This is a genomic window from Nostoc sp. (assembly GCF_036919595.1).
Classification (GTDB): Bacteria; Cyanobacteriota; Cyanobacteriia; order Cyanobacteriales; family Nostocaceae; genus Nostoc.
Genome location: NZ_JBALCO010000196.1, coordinates 19199 through 38637 on the forward strand (window position 1 = coordinate 19199; position 19439 = coordinate 38637).

17 protein-coding genes and 2 pseudogenes are annotated in these 19439 nt (G+C 39.6%); 16 read left to right on the top strand and 3 right to left on the bottom strand.

The annotated features are described in order from the left end of the window. Positions 1 to 157 precede the first annotated feature (157 nt). From V7K21_RS29935 to V7K21_RS30950, 14 genes and pseudogenes are all read left to right on the top strand, one after another. Entirely contained in the window at positions 158 to 1597 is a 1440-nt protein-coding gene (locus V7K21_RS29935) for an NAD(P)-binding protein (protein WP_335179652.1), read from the top strand. A 529-nt stretch (positions 1598 to 2126) separates the two neighbouring features. Continuing rightward, positions 2127 to 2699, top strand: coding sequence for a hypothetical protein (locus V7K21_RS29940; RefSeq protein WP_335179654.1), 573 nt, complete (start codon positions 2127 to 2129; stop codon positions 2697 to 2699). Positions 2700 to 2938: 239 nt separating this feature from the next. Next, a complete protein-coding gene (locus V7K21_RS29945; protein WP_335179656.1) occupies positions 2939 to 4054 on the top strand; it encodes a HalD/BesD family halogenase in 1116 nt (371 codons plus the stop codon). A gap of 287 nt (positions 4055 to 4341) precedes the next feature. Continuing rightward, positions 4342 to 5427: an L-histidine N(alpha)-methyltransferase gene (egtD, locus tag V7K21_RS29950; RefSeq protein WP_335179658.1), complete on the top strand. Its 1086-nt coding sequence runs from the start codon at positions 4342 to 4344 to the stop codon at positions 5425 to 5427. A gap of 495 nt (positions 5428 to 5922) precedes the next feature. Continuing rightward, a pseudogene (locus V7K21_RS29955) lies at positions 5923 to 6187 on the top strand (IS66 family transposase); the annotation flags it as partial. Positions 6188 to 6466: 279 nt separating this feature from the next. Beyond that, on the top strand, positions 6467 to 7375 hold the full coding sequence (locus tag V7K21_RS29960) for a fatty acid desaturase family protein (RefSeq protein WP_335179660.1): 909 nt from the start codon (positions 6467 to 6469) through the stop codon (positions 7373 to 7375). Between the two features lie 69 nt (positions 7376 to 7444). After that, positions 7445 to 8371 (top strand): iron-containing redox enzyme family protein, encoded by a 927-nt coding sequence (locus tag V7K21_RS29965; protein ID WP_335179662.1) that lies wholly within the window; start codon positions 7445 to 7447, stop codon positions 8369 to 8371. Positions 8372 to 8391: 20 nt separating this feature from the next. After that, the gene (locus V7K21_RS29970; protein ID WP_335179664.1) at positions 8392 to 9729 is read left to right on the top strand and encodes an APC family permease; all 1338 of its coding nucleotides are present in this window, start codon (positions 8392 to 8394) and stop codon (positions 9727 to 9729) included. Positions 9730 to 10341: 612 nt separating this feature from the next. Beyond that, positions 10342 to 11379, top strand: coding sequence for an NAD(P)H-dependent flavin oxidoreductase (locus tag V7K21_RS29975; RefSeq protein WP_335179666.1), 1038 nt, complete (start codon positions 10342 to 10344; stop codon positions 11377 to 11379). 272 nt (positions 11380 to 11651) lie between these two features. Further along, the gene (locus tag V7K21_RS29980) at positions 11652 to 12890 is read left to right on the top strand and encodes a type III PLP-dependent enzyme (protein WP_335179668.1); all 1239 of its coding nucleotides are present in this window, start codon (positions 11652 to 11654) and stop codon (positions 12888 to 12890) included. 177 nt (positions 12891 to 13067) lie between these two features. Continuing rightward, positions 13068 to 13247, top strand: a pseudogene (locus tag V7K21_RS29985) (DUF4277 domain-containing protein); the annotation flags it as partial. Between the two features lie 267 nt (positions 13248 to 13514). After that, positions 13515 to 13904 carry a DMT family transporter gene (locus V7K21_RS29990; protein ID WP_335179671.1) on the top strand — a complete coding sequence of 130 codons (390 nt, stop codon included), beginning with the start codon at positions 13515 to 13517 and terminating at the stop codon, positions 13902 to 13904. Positions 13905 to 14621: 717 nt separating this feature from the next. Beyond that, a complete protein-coding gene (locus tag V7K21_RS29995) occupies positions 14622 to 14768 on the top strand; it encodes a hypothetical protein (RefSeq protein WP_335179673.1) in 147 nt (48 codons plus the stop codon). A gap of 45 nt (positions 14769 to 14813) precedes the next feature. Further along, positions 14814 to 14882, top strand: coding sequence for a sunset domain-containing protein (locus V7K21_RS30950; protein ID WP_442948946.1), 69 nt, complete (start codon positions 14814 to 14816; stop codon positions 14880 to 14882). 275 nt (positions 14883 to 15157) lie between these two features. Here the strand turns inward: V7K21_RS30950 and V7K21_RS30000 are convergent, their stop codons facing one another. Further along, positions 15158 to 16645: an inorganic phosphate transporter gene (locus V7K21_RS30000; RefSeq protein WP_335179675.1), complete on the bottom strand. Its 1488-nt coding sequence runs from the start codon at positions 16643 to 16645 to the stop codon at positions 15158 to 15160. 796 nt (positions 16646 to 17441) lie between these two features. Between V7K21_RS30000 and V7K21_RS30005 the strand changes: the two genes are divergently transcribed. Beyond that, positions 17442 to 17879: a hypothetical protein gene (locus V7K21_RS30005; protein ID WP_335179677.1), complete on the top strand. Its 438-nt coding sequence runs from the start codon at positions 17442 to 17444 to the stop codon at positions 17877 to 17879. Positions 17880 to 17968: 89 nt separating this feature from the next. Then, positions 17969 to 18310: a hypothetical protein gene (locus V7K21_RS30010; RefSeq protein ID WP_335179679.1), complete on the top strand. Its 342-nt coding sequence runs from the start codon at positions 17969 to 17971 to the stop codon at positions 18308 to 18310. Here the strand turns inward: V7K21_RS30010 and V7K21_RS30955 are convergent. Together V7K21_RS30955 and V7K21_RS30020 are read right to left on the bottom strand one after the other, a co-directional pair. Continuing rightward, a complete protein-coding gene (locus V7K21_RS30955; RefSeq protein WP_442948947.1) occupies positions 18282 to 18641 on the bottom strand; it encodes a transposase in 360 nt (119 codons plus the stop codon). The genes V7K21_RS30010 and V7K21_RS30955 overlap by 29 nt on opposite strands. 254 nt (positions 18642 to 18895) lie before the next feature. Continuing rightward, the gene (locus V7K21_RS30020) at positions 18896 to 19276 is read right to left on the bottom strand and encodes a transposase (protein ID WP_335179681.1); all 381 of its coding nucleotides are present in this window, start codon (positions 19274 to 19276) and stop codon (positions 18896 to 18898) included. Positions 19277 to 19439 lie beyond the last annotated feature (163 nt).

The following is a 19439-nucleotide window of genomic DNA, read 5'->3' on the forward strand; positions in this document are numbered from 1 at the left end:
CTAATGACTAATGACAGCAAAGAGAAAGATATTTCACAAATCATTTAGGACTGCTAGATTCAAGTAGATAGCTTTTTGTAAGAACAGTTCAAAGCTGTGAACAGCTTAACTTTGGGTTTTTTAGACAAGTCTAATAAATTAATCAGACGTTAAAAATATGTCATCAATTTCCAAAACAAGTTCTGCCATCAACAAAAATGCACAGATAGCAGTGATTGGCGCAGGTCCGTCGGGACTATTAACTGCCACTATTCTCCGTCAGCGGGGATATGAAAACATCATTTTATTTGAAAAGAAGTCATCAATTGGCGGTTATACCAAGTCTGTTGAGATGGACGGTCATGTTTTTGACTACTCTATCAAGCTTATTCCTGCATGCACCGCCTATGAACCAAGTATTTATACTCCGTTGCAGGCAATGCTGGATAAATACGGTTTATCAAAACAATTGCTCCCATTCCCTAACACAACTTTCTTTAATACACAAACAAGGAAATTGTTGCCAGGACCTATGTTCCTCAAAGACTACCCAAGCAAACAAGTAATAGAAGAACTGCTGGTGGGATGGAATATCTTACAGAAAATCAGAAATTACGCTGGAACTAATGGTGTTGTCGAAGCTGGCATAGCACTTCCTGGTGAAACCTTTGCGCAGTGGGTCAAGCGCAACCAACTTCCTGTGTTTGGTGTTCTTTGTGAATTAGTGCTTGATAGCTATCTTTTTGGACCTGCTTCCAAACAACCAGCTGGTTTTGTTCTTAAATGTATTACTTTTTATATGATCGGTTTCATTAAGAGAATCCTACTAGCAATGGGTGCTGATGTAACTGCTATCCCAAGCGTGGATGCTAATATCAAGACAATCATTCAGGATATCAATCCAACTGCATCTTACGTTCATAAAGAAGGATATCTAGACTTTTTTCAAAAACTCGTAGAGTATGAAGGCTTAGATGTTCGTCTGACCCAAGGGGTACAGACTTTTAGGACATTAAAAGACTTAGATGGCACGCAGATCGAGCTAGTAACTGATAATGGTGACATCCATAAATTTGACGCTTTGGTCATCGCTTGCTCACCTCAAGATGCACTAAAATTTCTTGAGACAGAACAGCCTATTGTACCTCTTTACCAGCAAATACGTGCTGGTTCAATATCTCAGGTATGGTCATTTCGAGCATTAAGTTGGCCAGAAGTGCTTCCAATTGGACATCTTGTGTTGGTGTACCCAGTCTGTGCAGCATTAGCTACACCAACAACTGTACAACAGTGCCATGCGGTAATGCGAGAGTATGAGGACAGTAATATTTGCTTTGCTTTTTGTTATGCCAAAAGTGATAGTTTGCCGTTAGAAGCTGAACAGACTATGCGCGAGAGTATGCAAACTCTAGGGATTACTGTTGGGGAAGTACTTGAAGCTCCTCGCTTTCAATGGCCATCAGTGGTTCCAGAAGACGGTGTAGAAAACTGGTATTCACAGGTAGAAACTCTTCAAGGTCAAAACAATATTTTCTATATCGGGGAAGTATTCTCCAGTAGCGGCGTAATTTCTGTTTTAGACTATTTGCTCCAGAAAATTCCTAGCTATTTTCCTTAACGGCACTTAAAGCTGGATTTCTCACAAGCAATAAAAAATTAATTTACCAATACCTTCGCCAATTTACGAGTATTGATATAGAGTAAACATAAGATTTTACACGCCTGTTTTTGCCGGATGGCAAAAAACTGAGCCAATAAAATTTTGTATGGTTTTTGTGTCAGGAATTTATAGTGTCCTCTTTGTCTGGAATGGGGTTTGAGCTTTTGCCTAATAATTAAGCATCGACAAGTCTAGCGCTATTTAGGCAAAAGCTAGGCCACCTCTATTTTTAGCGAAGGTATTGTTTACATGACTGATTTTCGCCTTATTTGCAAAAAACTGGGATGCTCCCAATTGGCAGACTTTTGCCATATATGTCTTGATCATTTTTTGTATATTTCTGTAGTCAATTAGCTATAGTTTTACTTGATGCAAACTTTAGTATTGACTTAATAAAAAGTTAAATAAAAATTAAATATTTTATAATTTACAATACAAACTTTTGTTTTATCTATTAGAGCATCAGCAATTATGAAGAGGTTAAGTTATGTCCATAGCAAAAAAATCTCGTATATTTATGGTGCGTGAATATCAGCAAGTTAAGTTTAGATTCCAGCTAAAACTTTCTAATAATGGAGTAATCCAGACACTTGCAAATGCTTATGAAGCATTAGGCGGAGATCCACCATCAAAAACTCCATTCCTAATTTGGTTGTTAGAAAATCCTGCTAGTCCCTTACCTTTTCCAGGGAAAATAGACCTTTACAGACACGACTGTTTACATATCTTGCTAGAACGTAGCTTTTCTCTCTATGATGAAGCATTTATTGTAGGGTTCACAATGGGTAACGATCCAGATAGTAATCACTTTCATATAGCTTTATTTAAATTAATATCTAGTGTGTTTTATCCCAAAGATTATCAGTTTAATTCCAATCATTTAAGGATATTTGATCTTGGCTTGATTTATGGGAATAAAATAAATACTAAAAATATAAAGGACTTCGATTTTCAACTTTATCAACATAAGACAATTACAGAAATAAGACGAGAATTAGGTATTGACCTTTATACTATCCAAGTTCTGCGACGAACTCAAAACTTATTGACACAACCGTAAAAATTCAGTTGTTTGGTATTTTACATTTTCAAGAGTAGATATCTATTTTTTATTAGAGTAATAAAATATGAATAATTTACCAAAATCCTTATTAAAGTCACAGTTTTAAGGTTGATTATGTCAAATAAACCTCATATATCTTAAGCTCAATCAAATTTTAGGGCATTTCTATCTGTAAATAATTTGTCTGCCTAAACCATTGGTTAATCAATAGAAAAATAACTAAAATGTAATCAATAATGATAAATCAGCACTTAAAAGCCACGACGCTTCCAGAGAAAATCACCCAACAGGCGATTACCGAACGAGAAGAATTTATAGCTCTGTCTTCAGATGCACGAAATGTTGCTCAAAAAAGTATTATATTTGCAGAACCTATCTGCTTTCCGCAATGTTCGCCATCAGGATATGAGTATTTACCAGATGAGCCAATCTATAATCCTCAACATCATTTAGCACTAGAAAAGCCGACCAAAATTTATCGTTTAGATGAGTTTGGTTATGAAGAATCAATAATCGCTAAGTTTCCCACCAACTTAGCAATCACTAGTCCTATACGCCTGCTCTCAGAAGAAGGTGTAGCAGCACTACATGAGGTGAGTTTAGCGTTACAGTGTTACAGTCAAAGTTGTGAGCGCATCCCCAACATGGTTCGTGGTGGGGTCTACCGTTCTAAGTTTGTGCGTGACCTTTGCTTATGTCCAATTGTGGCTGAATTCCTGTCTGAAATTGCTAGTATTCCATTAGCAGCACATAGTATGCCTTTGATGCTTGGCCACTTTAACTTTGCGCCGCAAGACTTTACCCAAGCTATTGACAAATGGCACACTGATTCGATTGCCTTTGACTACGTACTGATGGTAACAAACCCTTCTCAGTTAGCAGGAGGTAAGTTTCAGTACTTTAATGGTACTAAAGAAGAAGGTGAAGAATTACTGAAGCATACTAAAGATTTACCTGAAGACCGGATTATGACTCCCGTTTTTCCTGATGCTGGTTATGCTGTGCTGCAACAAGGCAGTATGGTGATGCATCGAGCTACTCGCCTCATGCATCCAGCAGAGCGAATCACTATGGTGAATGGTTATGTTTCTCTGGACGTAAACTTTCCTGACCAATCCCGCTTCGCAGATATGAAAGCAGTAGATGAACATCATGTGCTGTTTCCTGAATGGGCACGTTATAAAGCATGGCTCTCTCGTAGCAAATTGGATGTACTGATTCAAGAACTTCCATTCACTAATGATCGCGCTGCCTTATGTGCTGCTTTGCGTTCAGCAATTGCGGATGTAGAAGCGGCAATCGCCGACATTCAAGAGACCGATGAGAGCAAAATGCTCTACTACGGTAGCTAGAACCCGATTGACTAACAAAAGTGAAGATAAGGGAAGGTGTAACCTTTTATTCAAAGTATTATTTCGTGAATGAAAGTTATTCTGAACATTTTGCCTTAGTGGAAGGTTTGATCCCAACCTGCAATCGCTTCTTGAAAACAGCGTAAAAGGAGTTAGAACATAAGTTTGGAGTGAGATTATTCGCCTATACTTCATAGTTTTGTCACTTAATTAGAATTAGAACACAAAGAAATCATTCAATCGGCTTCTTACATACTTTTGTATTGCACATTTTTGTTAATATTAATATGTTTCTCGACACAAAAAAGCACTCAAGTCAAGATGAGCTATTACCGCTGCAAAAACGTTGGCAAATCGAATATTTATTCAACCCAAAACAGTTATCAGAAATAACATTTCTCGATGGTAGTGATGTTGTGCAGGGACTGACTCGGACACCTAAATCTATCCCCATGCATTACCGATACGATGATCGTGGTTCCCAACTGTTTGAGCAAATTTGTGATGTCCCAGAGTATTACCTCACACGGACAGAGACAGCTATTCTGCAAGAATGTGCGAGTGCAATCGCATTGATGACTGGTTCTTGCGAACTTGTAGAACTAGGTAGTGGAAGCGCTGTAAAAACGTGTATCCTGCTTGACGCTTATCAGCAACTGGGTTTGTTAATGAAATATTTACCTATTGATATCAGTGCTGGCATTCTAGAGAGCAGTAGTTTAACTTTACTCAATAGCTATCCATCACTCCAAGTTCAGGGTTTTGTCGGCACCTTTGAAATGGGACTGGAACGACTAGCACCATCTAGCTTACCGACTCGAATGATTTCCTTTCTTGGTAGCACTTTGGGCAGTCTTAATCTAGAAGAATCTGATGTGTTGCTCACCCAGGTTGCGACAGCCCTGCAACCTGGCGAATACTTTCTTTTAGGTCTCGACTTGCATAAATCAAAACATATTTTCGAGGCTGCCTATAATGATAGTCAAGGTGTAAATGCTGAGTTTAACTTCAACATACTGCATCACCTTAATCAAAAATTTCAGGGTAACTTTGACATTACCAGATTTGCCCATAGCATTTTTTACAACGAATCTTTACACCAAATACAGATTTACCTGCAAAGCTTACAAAAACAAACAATCCAGTTTGATTCTCTTGACTTCAATATTGAATTGGAGCTAGACGAGTTAATTTTAACAGCACTTGCTCGTAAATTTGAGTTGAATTCAATGCAACAAAAACTCCAGTCATTTGGCTTTCATTCATTGCAAGTTTGGACTGATCCGAATCAGTGGTATGGTTTATTGTTATCTCAGTGGCAAAATAATAAAGGTAAAAGCTTTAATATAGGCGCAGAGATAATAAAAGCTTAGTACATCTTTGCCTGAATTCGTAGCGAATTGACAGGGATGAATTGTTGACGGTAAGGTGAGCATACGACGTGGATGCTGACATTAGATAAAGAACAAGCAACAACGCTCGATTACGGCAACCTTAACACCAGCATGGGGTATGAGTATCATTAGAACAGAAAACTCGGTTAATTAAATAGCGGTATTTATTAAGGATTTTCCCGATAATGAAGGTCATTGACTTAAAAAGAGCAACGCGAAAAAGTGAAATCGGGGTTTAGTTCTCAATTACACCTGTATATTCTCAACAAAACTTGGTTTTTTAGTTGCGATCGCATCCCGAAGCTATATACGTCCCAGGTTGCAGCACCTCGCAAAATCGTGTTGCTCCCAACTTAAACTTATTATCGAGTCACTACTCAACGATAAATAGGGGTTTCAGCTTCTAAAAATGCAAGTCTTACTCATGTAATATCTCTTAACCCGGTTTTCTGCGCAAATGCTACTCATACCCCAAGTCAATGGTGGTATTTCCTTGACAACCCTGAAGTCCCTCCTGACAACAATCAGGCTGAACGATCGCTTCACAAATGCTGTGACAAAACGTAAATTTAGTGGTGCCTCCCGTTCGATGGAGATATTTGAACACACTGCCAATTTGTTGACAGTGGTTTAGACTTGTCGTCGTCAATACAGGTCTGTAATTGATTTTTTTGTACAAGTATTATTGGCTGAATTTAATAATTATCTATCTCGTGCATTACTCCTTCCTAAATATTAGACCTAAATACATAAACTTTCCCATCAATAATATTTTAAGGTTTTAATTTAAGCTTTGATTAAGCATAGTTAACAATTAAATTTTAACCTAAAGTAACCATAGTTATAACCTATTTTTGATTCTTACATTTTTTTTTAAAAGAAGAATTTTTAGGTTACTTAACTTGTCATACTCAGAGGACTATTTCATTCAAAAATTAGATTAATAACGTTTTATTAATCTAATCTTTAAACTTTTGATTTATCTTGAATTAAGACTAAAAAAAGCAGCAATAAAATCATGAAACTGACTAACAATTTCTCTGAAAAGAGCAATTACTTTGCTCTCAAGCTGCTAATTTTGGTAATTCTAAGCACTACCTTTATAAGCGCAATTTTGTTGGTTTCAGGTTCAGCGAAGCTTGTGCCCCAAATTTTGTTGGGTCTGATGTTGGCTCATAGTGTTGAACTGATACATGAATTAGGCCACCACGTCCTCTTCTTCAGTGAACGCAGAAATCGCTGGTTGGGAGTCGTACTAGGGTTGCCCATGCTAGTTTCTTTCTCCCGCTATAAGGCTCTACATGGGTTTCATCACCGGGCACTGGGTACTCCAGACGATAAAGAGTCTTTTAACTACAGTTACGAAAGTATTACATCGCTTCCAGGGTTTCTTCTTCACCTTTCGATGTTAGGTCATTATTTCAATTCTTTGAACCTGATCCGTGCATCTGTTCTTGGTGAAATCAGAGAGGAAAATGTGCCATCTAGTATCTTGCCGCGTGTCCGCAATGAGTTCCGCTTGATGGCTGCCTTTCTCTTTATCATACTTGTGTTATCCATTTTCTTACAGACATCGATTTTCCTGAATATCTGGCTTATTCCCTTGCTCCTGAGTGCTGGTCCAGCACACGCTTTGATTGAATTGCCTGAGCATTTAGGCTGTGACAACAAAACAACGAACTTATTTAAAAATACTCGCACAATTCGGACGAGTAAGTTCCTAAACTGGTATGTCAACGGCAACAATTTCCATGTCGAACACCACATCAATCCGTCTTGGTCTATTAACAAACTTTCTGAACTTCACAACCAGTTTGCATTAGAGATAGAGCATTTGGAGCCTTCATACTCGGCATTCTACAGAAAGTTTTTGTCGAACCTTTTTCATAGGAAGGAAAATCCGGTTAATCTAAATTCCCCATTTTAGAGTGGTTTTAGTTTTAACGCAAGTAAAACAACTGATCAAAAACTTGTTTAAAAAAGATAGAGAGGGATTATGTCTTCAAGTCAGATTTGTAATGTTTACCAATTTCAAAAAGAACTCAATGAGCATTATTGCAATCTTCTGTCGACCCCAACAAATATTGAGCAAATTCCAGATGATCTAGAATTGCTTCAGAAGATTAGAGATATGGAAGATACGTGGGATGGTTACGAGGTTAGTAGAGTATCTCAAGACACTTTACCAGATAGCGTTTCTGATTTTACCGATTGGTACAAGAATTTAAAACTCAATTATCGCAATAATGTGAGTTATTTCTTTGACTATTTGTCAGATAAGGCAGATACAACTGAAATCGCCTTTTATGTATGCTTAGAAGAACAAGTAGATGGACATTTTGATGACGTAATTGCAATGTCACAACTTGGTTTACAGGGAAAACCAAAATTAGTAATAGCTGAAAATTATTGGGATGAAATGGGGTGTGGAAATTTAGATGATGTCCATACTCAAATGTTTTCAGTTTCGGCAAATTTCTTCAAAGAGATTCTTAAAAAAGGCGGAATTGACTTACCCAATCAAATTCCTTATGAAGCCTTAAAAAATGGAAATATGCTAATGATGTATGGTTTACGTAGGCGTTTCATTGGTAGGCTAATTGGTGCAATTGGAATACTAGAAGATACTGCTCCACACCGATTCGCCGCTACGGTAGAGGGAATGAAACGTTGTAATATACCAGATTACGTGATTCGCTATCACGAAGCACATAGTGATGTTGATTCTGAGCATGGAGCGGAGTTATTGCAAGGTGTTATATTACCTATAATTGGGGAAAATAAAGTTCTCATGAAAGAAATATGCTTAGGAATGTTAATCAGGTACAGGATTGCCTTAGATTACTATGCTTCCATCTATAGGTGGATTAAAACGCTTGATCGAAAGCATTTAAATAACTACACGCAACTGATTTACTCCTAACAAATTAAATCAACGTGAGTTTGACGAATTCACAAATGGAATATGTAAAGAGAAATCAAGTGAAACCATCGAATCTGAACATAGGGCGCTGGCAGGCTTCAACTTTAGCTGTATCCTTTGTGGTAGGAGCTAGTATTTTAGTTCTTCCCACCTTAGCCTTTGAAATTGCAGGACCAATAGGCTCCATTTGGGCTTGGCTTGCAATGACCGCTATGACAATTCCATTAATTTTAATTTTTGTTGATCTCGGCATTCGTGATTTTCAGTTAGGTGGTATTGGTGACTATTGTAAGGCTTCACTAGGGAAATGGTCGGAACTTGGAGTTCACCTCACACTTTTAAGCGCACTGCTTTTTGGAATTCCTGCAATCGTATGGATCACAGCTGGCTTCTTTCAAAAGGTTATAGGTATAGGCAATGAGTGGCTTCCGGTTTTAGCTCACTCAATCCTGATAGCCCTCTCTTTGAATAATATGAGACCGATCCGAAGCAGTACCCGTATTGCTCTTCTTTCATTCTTTGTTTTGATTTCCATAGTTTTCCTTGTGATTACTTTAAACTTGGGTGCATTTGAAGTAGGATTGAAGGAATTTCTGGGTACTATTTTTCAAATTACCTCATGGAAATCTTTCAACAGCGGGGATGCCTCCGTGATATGGGAAAATTCGTTGAAAGCATCCGTTTTAGTGTTCTTTGGTTATGTAGGTTGGGAGAGTTTAACTCTCTGCTTGAAGGATCTTGAAGATCGAGAAAAGAACATCCCCTTTGTGTACTGGGCTAGTTTTGTCTCAGTTGCTGTACTCTACTTTGCACTAGCCCTCACCGTTAGCGGAGCTGCTACAAGTGGTCTTAACCTTTCAGGTGAAGAAGGGATACTGAAGCTTATTTCTTGGAAGCCCCTACGTTTCACTTTGAGTGTAGTGATGCTAGTAGTGTTACTTGCCAATGTCAACGCTTGGCTGCTTGGAGGTAGTCGACAGCTGTATCAATTCTTCTGTTCTGGCCTCTTACCAGAGAGTTCTTGGACTCGCTCTCTTGCTACAGTAGATTACCGTGGCGTTCCACGACACGCTGTAGTTTTGTACTCTGTCCTTGGAACATTTTTACTATTAGGACTTGATCTAGGATGGATATCGGTCTCAGGATTGATCCTATTCGTGAACCAAAACTGGATTGTTCTGTATGGTGGGATTCTCTTACATTATTTTCAACAAGCTAAATCTCTTCGCGAGTATGTGATTGCTTTTGCTGCTGTAATGTCTTTCCTTATTCTTGTTTCAGTGTTCTCTTGGTGGCTTCTGGTAACACTCACATATTTTTTAGTGAGTGCTGGAGTGAGGAAATTTCGGTTTATATAAGTATCGGGTTAGAGAACCTTCCCGGGAGCAAGGCGATGCAAGTGAGGTGCTGAAAATTAGGAGTATAAATCACTTGTTTAATAGTGCGTAGGCGTAGCCCCCTGCAGGCATCGCAGCGAGATAGCTGTTTCTATTGAAAATCTAGCTATATAGCTATATAACTAATAATTTAAAGCCAACTTCACAAAATCGCCTTGCTCCCACCTTCCCTTGCTTGGAGCGTTATCGACGTTTAGTGATAAACAAATACGTCATTTATCAAAGTAAAACGGTGCTCTCAATTATTTCCTTGCAAGTTTCTTATGAATGTGGATTTAATCCCTGACTGTCTAATCAGTATTTAAGGATTTGAGACTTAAGCACAGTGAGAAGTTCCTGATGTTGATTGACCAAAGTTTGTATTGTGCTAACTGGATTACGATGAAGGCGACGTTTTTGCTGACGAGGAGCAACTGCCCTCGCCTATCTACGACGTTGAGTTTTGTATTCAGTTATAGGTACTTCTCGAATTTGTTCAAGTAACTGTTTTTCGCTTTGAGCTACAAATAGAACTTGATATAGACAGTTAGGGAGATTTAATAAAGTGCAAAAGTTGAAGGAAAACGTAATACGGTGAATGAATTGACACACGAAACACAGCTTCTTTGTACTCCACAAATGCAAACCTCCCTTTGTTACCTTCTCAATATTGAACTACCCATCATCCAAGCTCCTATTGGCAGTGCAACTTGTCCAGCATTAGTTGCTGCCGTTTCCAACGCAGGTGGACTAGGTATGTTTGCTATGAGTTGGCGAGACATAGATGAGATTCAACGGATGATTCGCGAAACATATTTACTCACTGACCACCCATTCGCAATCAATTTAGTATTGGCATGGCACCAGTTAGAACGGCTAGAAGCTTGCTTGGAAGAAGGTGTCAAAATTATTTCTCTGTCTTGGGGCGACCCTACGCCTTACGTAGATATTGCCCATTCTGCTGGTGCTATGGTCATTCAGACCGTTTCGAGTACAGCCCAGGCAAAACAAGCGCTCACCGCAGGCGTTGACGTCATTGTTGCTCAAGGTTGGGAAGCAGGAGGACATGTTCAGGGGCAGATCACAACATTCTCCCTACTCCCAAAAGTTGTAGATACTGTTCATCCTACACCTGTTGTTGCAGCCGGTGGAATTGGAGATGGACGCGGTATTGCGGCTGCGCTAGCGCTTGGTGCATCTGGTGTATGGATAGGAACCCACTTTTTAGCAAGTGTTGAAGCTGATGTACATCCACTCTATAAAGAAAAGGTATTGCAAGCTACTGAAAGCGACACATTCTACTCATGCCTGTTCAATATTGGTTGGAAAGACGCACCGCACCGTGTTATCCGGAACAGCACAGTCATTCAATGGGAATCGGCCCACTGTCCACCTCTTCCCCAACGTCCAGGTGAAGGAGAAACTGTGGCTGAAAAAGCAGATGGCACTCCTGTTATTCGCTATAGCGATGTCGTCCCATTACCAACTATGATCGGTGATTTAGAAGCATTAGCGCTATACGCAGGACAAAGTGTTGGCTTCGTATCTCAAATCCAACCTGCAAGGGAAATTGTGCGGCAACTTGCATTTGAAGCCAGCAGTGTATTAAAACGTTGTGCGATATTGGCTTAGACGCTTAAGTAAAAGGCAATTTTGTCACCCTATATTTGTGAGAAGTTAAGGTCATATTCCATTTGTCAATAAGCAATAATAACTTAGTTTCAAACTGCTGTAACTATTAAAAAGCTGCTGATAAGTAAGTGAGTGGGTGAGAAAATTTATAAATATGTAACGAAATATAAGAACTTAGTACTGTTCTTCTCTGAATCTGAACTTTCACACATCAAGAAAGTAGTTCTTTGTCAATTTGTTAGGTATAACATAATACAAACGGAGTTATTTTTGTGGCTTTACCAGCTTTACCAGTTTCTCAGGTTATTTATCCTGAAATGTTAGTCAATAATTTAGGCAATCAATCAGTGGTAATACTTGATAAGACTAGCGATAAAATGATAAGCCAGAAACTCCTGAGTTTTCTAATGAACTATTACCTTGAAACTCCTTTTCTGCTTATAGATACAGATATAATTGCTGAAAACTACTTGACCTTACGTCGACTTATGCCTCAAACGCTGGTATACTACGCTATCAAGGCAAATCCTGCACCAGAAATTTTGAAGTTACTAGTTGGACTTGGATCGAATTTTGATGTTGCCAGTGTATTTGAGATAGATCAATGTATTAGATCTGGTGTCAAGCCAGAAAATATTTCTTACGGCAACACGATTAAGAAGGTACGAGATATTGCCTATGCCTATGAACTAGGAGTGAGGCTGTTCGCTTTTGACAGTATGTGTGAACTTGAAAAGATTGCTGTCAACGCACCCGGTGCACGTGTATATTGTCGTTTACTAATGACGTGCGCGTTTTCTGAATGGCCACTGTCCAAAAAGTTCGGCTGCGAACTCAATATGGCGCATGACCTACTTTTGCATAGCTACAAAATTGGTTTGGAACCATATGGTGTATCGTTCCACGTTGGTTCACAGCAAACTGACCCTTTACAGTGGGAAATTGCAATCAGCAAAGTAGCAATGCTGTTTAAGATGCTGCTCCTAAAGGGAATCCAACTGAATATGATTAATTTGGGTGGAGGTTTTCCAGCCAAATACAGATCGGAGATTCCAAACATTGAAGCTTACACAGATGTTATCATAACAGCGATGCACCGTCACTTTGGCAGTAATATTCCAGAGATAATGATTGAGCCTGGTCGCTCCCTTGTTGCAGATGCAGGGTTGATCCAAAGCGAGGTAGTACTGATATCGCAAAAGTCCTATGAGGATGATAAGCGTTGGATTTTTCTCGACATTGGCAAATTTGGGGGACTAGCTGAAACTATGGATGAGTGCATTAAATACCGTATCCGTACACCGTGGGATGGTAATGAAGTGGGGTTAGCGATCCTTGCAGGTCCTACATGCGACAGCGCCGATATTCTTTATGAAAAGACAAGCTACGAGTTGCCAATTAATTTGAGGGTAGGTGATAAAATCCAGATTTTGAGTACTGGCGCTTACACGAGTACCTATGCATCAGTTGGCTTTAACGGCTTCCCGCCGCTTAAGACTTATTGCATTTGAAATCAGGGCAAACGTATCTAAATTGCTCTTAATTATTACTAACATTAAGAAGCAACGAGAAAATCAGCATTTCTCGTTTGGTTTAGTTTCGCAGATTCAAAGCAATGTCTACAATAGGCTATGCCTACCCTAAAACTGTGTCAACAAGCAGCTATTAATGCAACTATTAGCTAGCTTATTGGTTTCGTGTCAGGAGCGCTATATATTTTATCAAAATACTTTAAAGGTAAAGCGTGTGAACATCTAATAGTAGCTGGGATAAAACCTGAATACTTAAATGATGACCAATTGGGGAGAGTCCTTGACCAACTATATGTAAAAGGGTTGAATCAAATATTTATGAAAATAGCATTACAGATGAAAGACAATGTATTTTAAAGTTTTTCCCGGCAGCCTGTCTTGCTATTATTTAATTGACTAAGAAACTCTATAAAATACATCATATATTTATTTTTTCTGAGGAAGCGTAATTAGCAATACCTCAGTCTTTATCAAGGCATTAAAAATTTTTTTAGACTTAAAATTTGTCAGAATTTATAAAAAAGAGCGAGGTAAAGATATAACACCATCTAAAAATAGACATCTTCTAAAAAATCAGAGCCAAAAATTAAAACAATTATTGATGTGACACTTTCGGGTGCGGAATGCGGGATATGTTTGTCCTGCATTTTAAACCAAAATATAAGCTTTAAAAGAAATTTATTTATGTATTTGATAATAGTTCTTCTTGCTGCCATATCATTTAGTTTTGGTGGGATCTTTATGAAGCTGTCCCAAGGTTTATCTCAGCTAGTACCTAGTTTGCTTATCTATCTGCTCTTTATAGTAGGAGCTACCTTGCAAGCCTTTGCCATGCGTAACTCAGAACTTGGTACTACATATATTGTTGTGCTTGGTCTTGAGGCAATTTTAACATTATTGTTTGGTGTTTTGCTTTTCAAAGAAAACTATACTTTTTATAAACTACTAGGAGTATCTTTAATCGTTGCTGGTGTTACATTTTTGCGTACGTAAACTAGTTATAGTAATATACAAATGCTCTAGTTATATAACAGCTTTAGACCACGGATATTCCCCTTTAAAAAGTTGATTAAGTGTGTCTAATCTGAATGGGACTAAAAAAAGCTCTAAGCTATGCTCCGTAATTATTACAGGCATTTATGCCATTAAGCAGTCAAGGAGTAGGTGCGATCGCTATTTTTGTAGGTGCTGTGAAATGGGAGCAGTAACCAGGGCAAACACATCTTATTTACTGATAAAAAATAAAAAAGATTTCAAAATGATATAGATAATTGTAAAAATTAAGAGAATGATAAACAAAACAAGGTAGGAATTCAGGTCAAGAGGTATTGACAAGTATGACATCTGAGGCGGAATATCGCAATTATGAGAAAAGGCCTGCTTCTGAAATTAGAGCGTGAAACCCTTCTCCAGTTAGCTCCGGAACAACTGGTGGACATAGTTGAGCAGGTGATCGCTATGAACCTATCCCACTAATAAAACTCTTTGAATCCAGACATGAATAGTAGCATGCTCAATGAATGCATTAAAATATACTTTAATAACTCAAGTTGCTAGTTAAAGATTCAGTGATCGTGCTAGTGTTATAAAGGTAATAAAATCCCCTCCAGGAACAAAAATCAGAGGGGAATATGATAAATGAAATAATTACTGTCTATGATATCATCAATGACCTACTGAGTGTTTTGTGGAGTATTTCCAGCAGCAGCAATGATTTCGCTGTTGTTGGTGATTCGACAAAGGTGGCGTGCTTTAGAGTTCTTACTCACAGCCTGTGTGGGGAGTATAATCGTTAATCAGACAGTGAAGTGGTTGCTGCACTGGGCACGTCTTCATCTAAGGCAAGATTACGAATAAGAGAGGCAACATTTATCACGTACCTAAAACCTAGATTATGAAAAAGTGAAGCCGGATATTTGTTTTAAAGATGCGAAGACAGCACAAAAGGCTGGTTTCCGTGCGCCTAAGTAATCTAAACAAGGCAAAGGCAGTTGTTTTAAAACTGACCAAATCAATACATCCTGCTTTCGCTCCTGCTCATCGCCTTACCAATTCGCGATCGCCCATCAGAATTTACTAGCCGTTTGAAGACAGCACGCTTGTGAAGTCGCAGACAAAGTAATTTGATTGCGATGGTCGCTTTTCGTTTCGCCGTAGGCATCGCCCTTCGCTCAAACCATTATGTCAATAGGGTTTGAGATGCGCTTACGGGCGTGATGGGGATAGCTAGAGCAGATTCATTTAACCTATCCCACGCCGAAGCTAGAATGCAGGACGAGATAAAAAGCCGCCGAGAAGATCGCAGCCCCCAGCAGCGTGCAAGCTGGCAGCGTCAGCACCCACGCGAGTATGATGTTGCGGATCGTATTCGCTTGTAGACCAGAACCATTCGCCGCCATTGTGCCTGCCACACCAGACGACAATACGTGTGTGGTACTAACTGGTAGCCCAAAGCGATCAAGAGTACCAATTGTTACGGCTGCCACTATTTCAGCAGCAGCGCCTTGACCATAGGAAAGGTGCTGTTTACCAATCTTTTCACCTACTGTTACAACGACACGTTTCCAACCAACCATTGTGCCAATACCTAATGCGAGGGCGACGGCTGTTTTCACAAAATTGGGAATGAACTTGGTCTGTCCATCCAACAGTTTTTGGTAGTTCACAAGCGCCTGCTTTTCTTTAGGATCAGTCAACTGGTTCTGCTTGTTCAGCTTCCCAATTGCTGAAGAGATAAAATACATATTGCTACGTAGTATGCGGCGATCATTACTAGCAAAAGCTTTGAAACTCGTCTTTCCAGACAGGCTATTTGCCATCTCCTGACTCTTGTTAGATAGTGCTGCAAAGGTTTTGTCGCTAGCTTTGCCTTGCTCCCCGAGGAAGTTCGTCAGCTCATTGGTTGTATCTTGACTACTTAGGGAAATTCTGGGCGCGTGGTGTTCGATGACTGGCATCACAGAGCTTGATGCAGCAGCTAACTGAGCGATGGTCGCGGCATTGGTATTCAAGTTTAGGGAAAATATACCTGGCAGGATGCCGACCAGGATCAGCACGAGAAGACCCATTCCTTTTTGCCCGTCATTTGAACCATGAGCAAAGCTGACGCTAGTACAGGTGAGGATTAATAAACCCCTGATCCAAGGTGGCGGTGCTTTCTTTTGATCTGCTGGCTGGTAAAGCTGTGGCTTTTTGAGTAGCACCTTAGCTAGCAGTAGCAACAGTCCTGCGCCGCAGAATCCAATAATTGGCGAAATCAGTAGAGAACTGAAAACTTGCTTGACTTGCTCCCAGTTGATGCCCTGGCTTAAACTATGGCCTGACGAGATCACTGAATGTGCTAAACCAACTCCCATAATTGCTCCAACCAAGGCGTGGGTACTCGAATTTGGTAATCCCAAAAACCAAGTTCCGAAGTTCCAAATGATGGCTGAGATCAGAAGAGAAAAGACCATTGCATAGCTAGGACCCGAACCAACATTAATTACCAACTCAACTGGCAGCAACGCCACGATCCCAAAAGCGACTGTCCCGGCTGAGAGCATCACACCAATCAGGTTCCAAACCCCCGACCAGACGACGGCATAGGATGGTTTTAACGAGTGAGTGTAGATGACTGTAGCAACTGCGTTAGCGGTATCGTGAAAACCGTTGATCGCTTCAAAAAACAGCGCCAGTCCCACCGCCAGCACTAGAAAGAAAACAGTACCTACTGTTATGGACTCTCCAAACAACTCCATATAATATTATCCAGGTTGGGCAATATGTAACATTCATTAATACTAAACAACCTAGTTTTGTAATTTAAGGAAACATTAAAATGAGGTTAAGCTTTGTTCAAGCTAGTACAAATTAAATCAAACTGACCAAAATTCCCTCTAGAGATACACTGAGTAATCATTGCTGATCCCAAGGATAGGGAGCACAATGTGGCGCAAATATAATCAAGTTCTCAAGTTTACAAGTAAGTCGGTACAAAAATGTTCTCAAGTCTTCTATCGTCAGGGATATAACTTACCTGTAACATACCATTAGTTTCAATATGTCAAATTAGCCGTTATTTTGAGTTATTTGCTTTTACTGTACTCCAGATTGATGAAGTAGTTTGACAAATAAGTGAAGTAAAAATATTAAATAAATCTGAAATTTATCTAAACATAGAGAGATTAATATTTATTTATTCTCAGTTTAAGTTAAGTTTAAGCTGAGGATTAGTAGCTCGTTAATTTATTTGGTTGTGCCACTCGCCGCAAGGGTATTTACAGGCTGATACCGAAGTAAAGCATATCTACAATAGAAGAATCAAAACTGATATCAAAAACTCGCGTTGCTCCCGTTTTCTGGGGTTTGAGTAGTGAGGGGATTGTTGGGAGGCAAAGATTTTTTGCAGTAATCACAGTTACTACTAAGCATTTAGCAGCAATTAGTATATTTGTAAATTTGTATCTTATGTATGCTTTTGAAAGCCTTGCTTCATGATTGACTGAAAAGTGTCTAGTAAAATTTTTAAACTCTAAAAAGGAGTTTTTTATGAGCAAATTTACCAAAGCAACAGGATTTCTCAATCATCATCGTTTCAAGCATTCCTTGGGCGCACCACTAATTCGAGTAGTTGGGGAGATTGAAAAATTGTTTCCTGCTCCAGAAAATCATCATGGTGCGAATCATCAGCATTTAATTTTAAGCAATATTCAGGTTGAGCATACTGAGGGATTTCCAGAAGGACTGGAAGTGAGCAATGAAATTTTTGTGGCTATTCGCTTCGGAGATAATGAAGGGTTAGTAGATCCAGTACCATTTATCGTAGGAGAACTAGCACGGTTACAGGGTGAATACATAGACGCATCTATGGCCTATGTGACAGAAGATAATCCCGGTTTGTCTGTACTGCATTTTACTCATCATCCAGTGGGATTTGTAGAATTCCCCATTCGTAGTCAAGATTCACATGGGCCAATTTACACCTAAATAAGTTGCTGTTGCGTCTAGAAAGTAAATTTTCTAGACGCAACTGCAATAGAGGATTAATCTTTTGTAACTAAAGGCTGATAATCTCCATGAAATCATCTCATCTTCTATTATTAGTAAGTTTATGCTTGAGCTTATTATTGTTGCTCACACCTTTACGAGCAGAGGAGGGACAAGGCAAACTCAAAGGCTCTGATGTCATCAGCAATAACACCAACCAACAGGTATTGGGAGCGGGTAATACTGAAGCGATTAGGCTTGCTGAAAAATCTCCTTTAGTGCAGTCAGCGAAAAATTTTTTGGTAAACCAGACACAAGAAATAAAAGATATCAGACTGAGAAAAGCAACACTGGATGCAATTGATAATCCGACAACCTGTGTTATGCACAGATATGGGTTAACTAATCGCAAAAAGCAGGATATTGTATAGCGGTTATCAGTCTTCTAAGGTACAATAGCAGCAGTGAGTAAACCAACAAGCGCAAATTCTCTATCGTCATTTCTGCGAATGCTGCATCTAAGCAAGAGAGTAAATCAGGATATGTCCTTGCACCAATGCGACGGAGAATGTTTTTAATCTTGGACCAACAGTTTTCGATAGGTGAAAAATCGGGGGAGTAGGGGGGGAGATAAATGAGGCTAGCTCCAGCAGCGACGATCAAAGCTTCAAGCTCATCACTTTTATGGATCGAGCAGTTATCCATGATCACGACTGCACCAGGCCAAAGTTGGGGTGCGAGATGAGAGAGCGATGAAGGCATCAAAGGTCAAGGCATCGATAGAACCTAAACCACTCCACGCTTGTGAGCAGTCCTTTTAAGCTAATGGCACCAATCACCGAGACATTTTTCCCTTTGCGATTTGGCTGATTAGCATAAGCCCGTTCTCCTGGTAAGGCGCGGGCACATTTGCAATGTTGGACAGATTAACCCCCGATTCATCTAAGAAAATCAGATTTTCTACGGGTATCCCCCTCAAGAGTTTCCAGTACTCAAATCGTGCCAATTGGACTTCATCAGTGCCTTTTTTCGTGGGGTGAAGACTTTTTTTTGAGGTTTAAGTGGAGTTTCTGGCGAACCATCCGATTCACCGTGGCCACCCCAATTAACACCTCAGTTTTCTGGTAAAGTCGTTCCCGCAATTCGCTTAACGTCGCATCGGGCTGTGCTGCGACCAGTTGACCCAGGATTTCGATTTGTTCAGGATTCAACTTTGTTGGTGTCTGCTCAGTACGCACCTTGGCGCTAAGCGTGCCCAATTCCCGATGGCGTTTGAGTAAATTTTGGACAAAACTTAAGGTGACGCCAAAGTTTTTAGCTAATTTTCGTTGGGAAATGTCACCGCAGGCATAAGCATCAACAACTTTCTGACGCAAGTCGAGAGAGTAGGCTTTCATAGCGACCAGTTATCAATAGAATTGCTCTCTCATAAGTGTACTGAACTGGACTGATAACCGCTATACCTCAATTGCTCAAAGTAGGCTTGGTAGATGCTGTGGACGATATGACCTTTCCAGGTGGACTAATAGCTGGAATCTTCCCACCAGTGATCAATGATGG

Excerpts from the sequence above, each read along its gene's own strand:
- V7K21_RS29960 (WP_335179660.1), top strand. The coding sequence starts at position 6,467 with ATGAAACTGACTAACAATTTCTCTGAAAAGAGCAATTACTTTGCTCTC.
- V7K21_RS30955 (WP_442948947.1), bottom strand. The coding sequence starts at position 18,641 with ATGCCTTCATCGCTCTCTCATCTCGCACCCCAACTTTGGCCTGGTGCA.
- V7K21_RS29995 (WP_335179673.1), top strand. The coding sequence starts at position 14,622 with ATGATTTCGCTGTTGTTGGTGATTCGACAAAGGTGGCGTGCTTTAGAG.
- V7K21_RS29945 (WP_335179656.1), top strand. The coding sequence starts at position 2,939 with ATGATAAATCAGCACTTAAAAGCCACGACGCTTCCAGAGAAAATCACC.
- V7K21_RS30020 (WP_335179681.1), bottom strand. The coding sequence starts at position 19,276 with ATGAAAGCCTACTCTCTCGACTTGCGTCAGAAAGTTGTTGATGCTTAT.
- V7K21_RS30010 (WP_335179679.1), top strand. The coding sequence starts at position 17,969 with ATGAAATCATCTCATCTTCTATTATTAGTAAGTTTATGCTTGAGCTTA.
- V7K21_RS29935 (WP_335179652.1), top strand. The coding sequence starts at position 158 with ATGTCATCAATTTCCAAAACAAGTTCTGCCATCAACAAAAATGCACAG.
- V7K21_RS29965 (WP_335179662.1), top strand. The coding sequence starts at position 7,445 with ATGTCTTCAAGTCAGATTTGTAATGTTTACCAATTTCAAAAAGAACTC.
- egtD (WP_335179658.1), top strand. The coding sequence starts at position 4,342 with ATGTTTCTCGACACAAAAAAGCACTCAAGTCAAGATGAGCTATTACCG.
- V7K21_RS29940 (WP_335179654.1), top strand. The coding sequence starts at position 2,127 with ATGTCCATAGCAAAAAAATCTCGTATATTTATGGTGCGTGAATATCAG.
- V7K21_RS30005 (WP_335179677.1), top strand. The coding sequence starts at position 17,442 with ATGAGCAAATTTACCAAAGCAACAGGATTTCTCAATCATCATCGTTTC.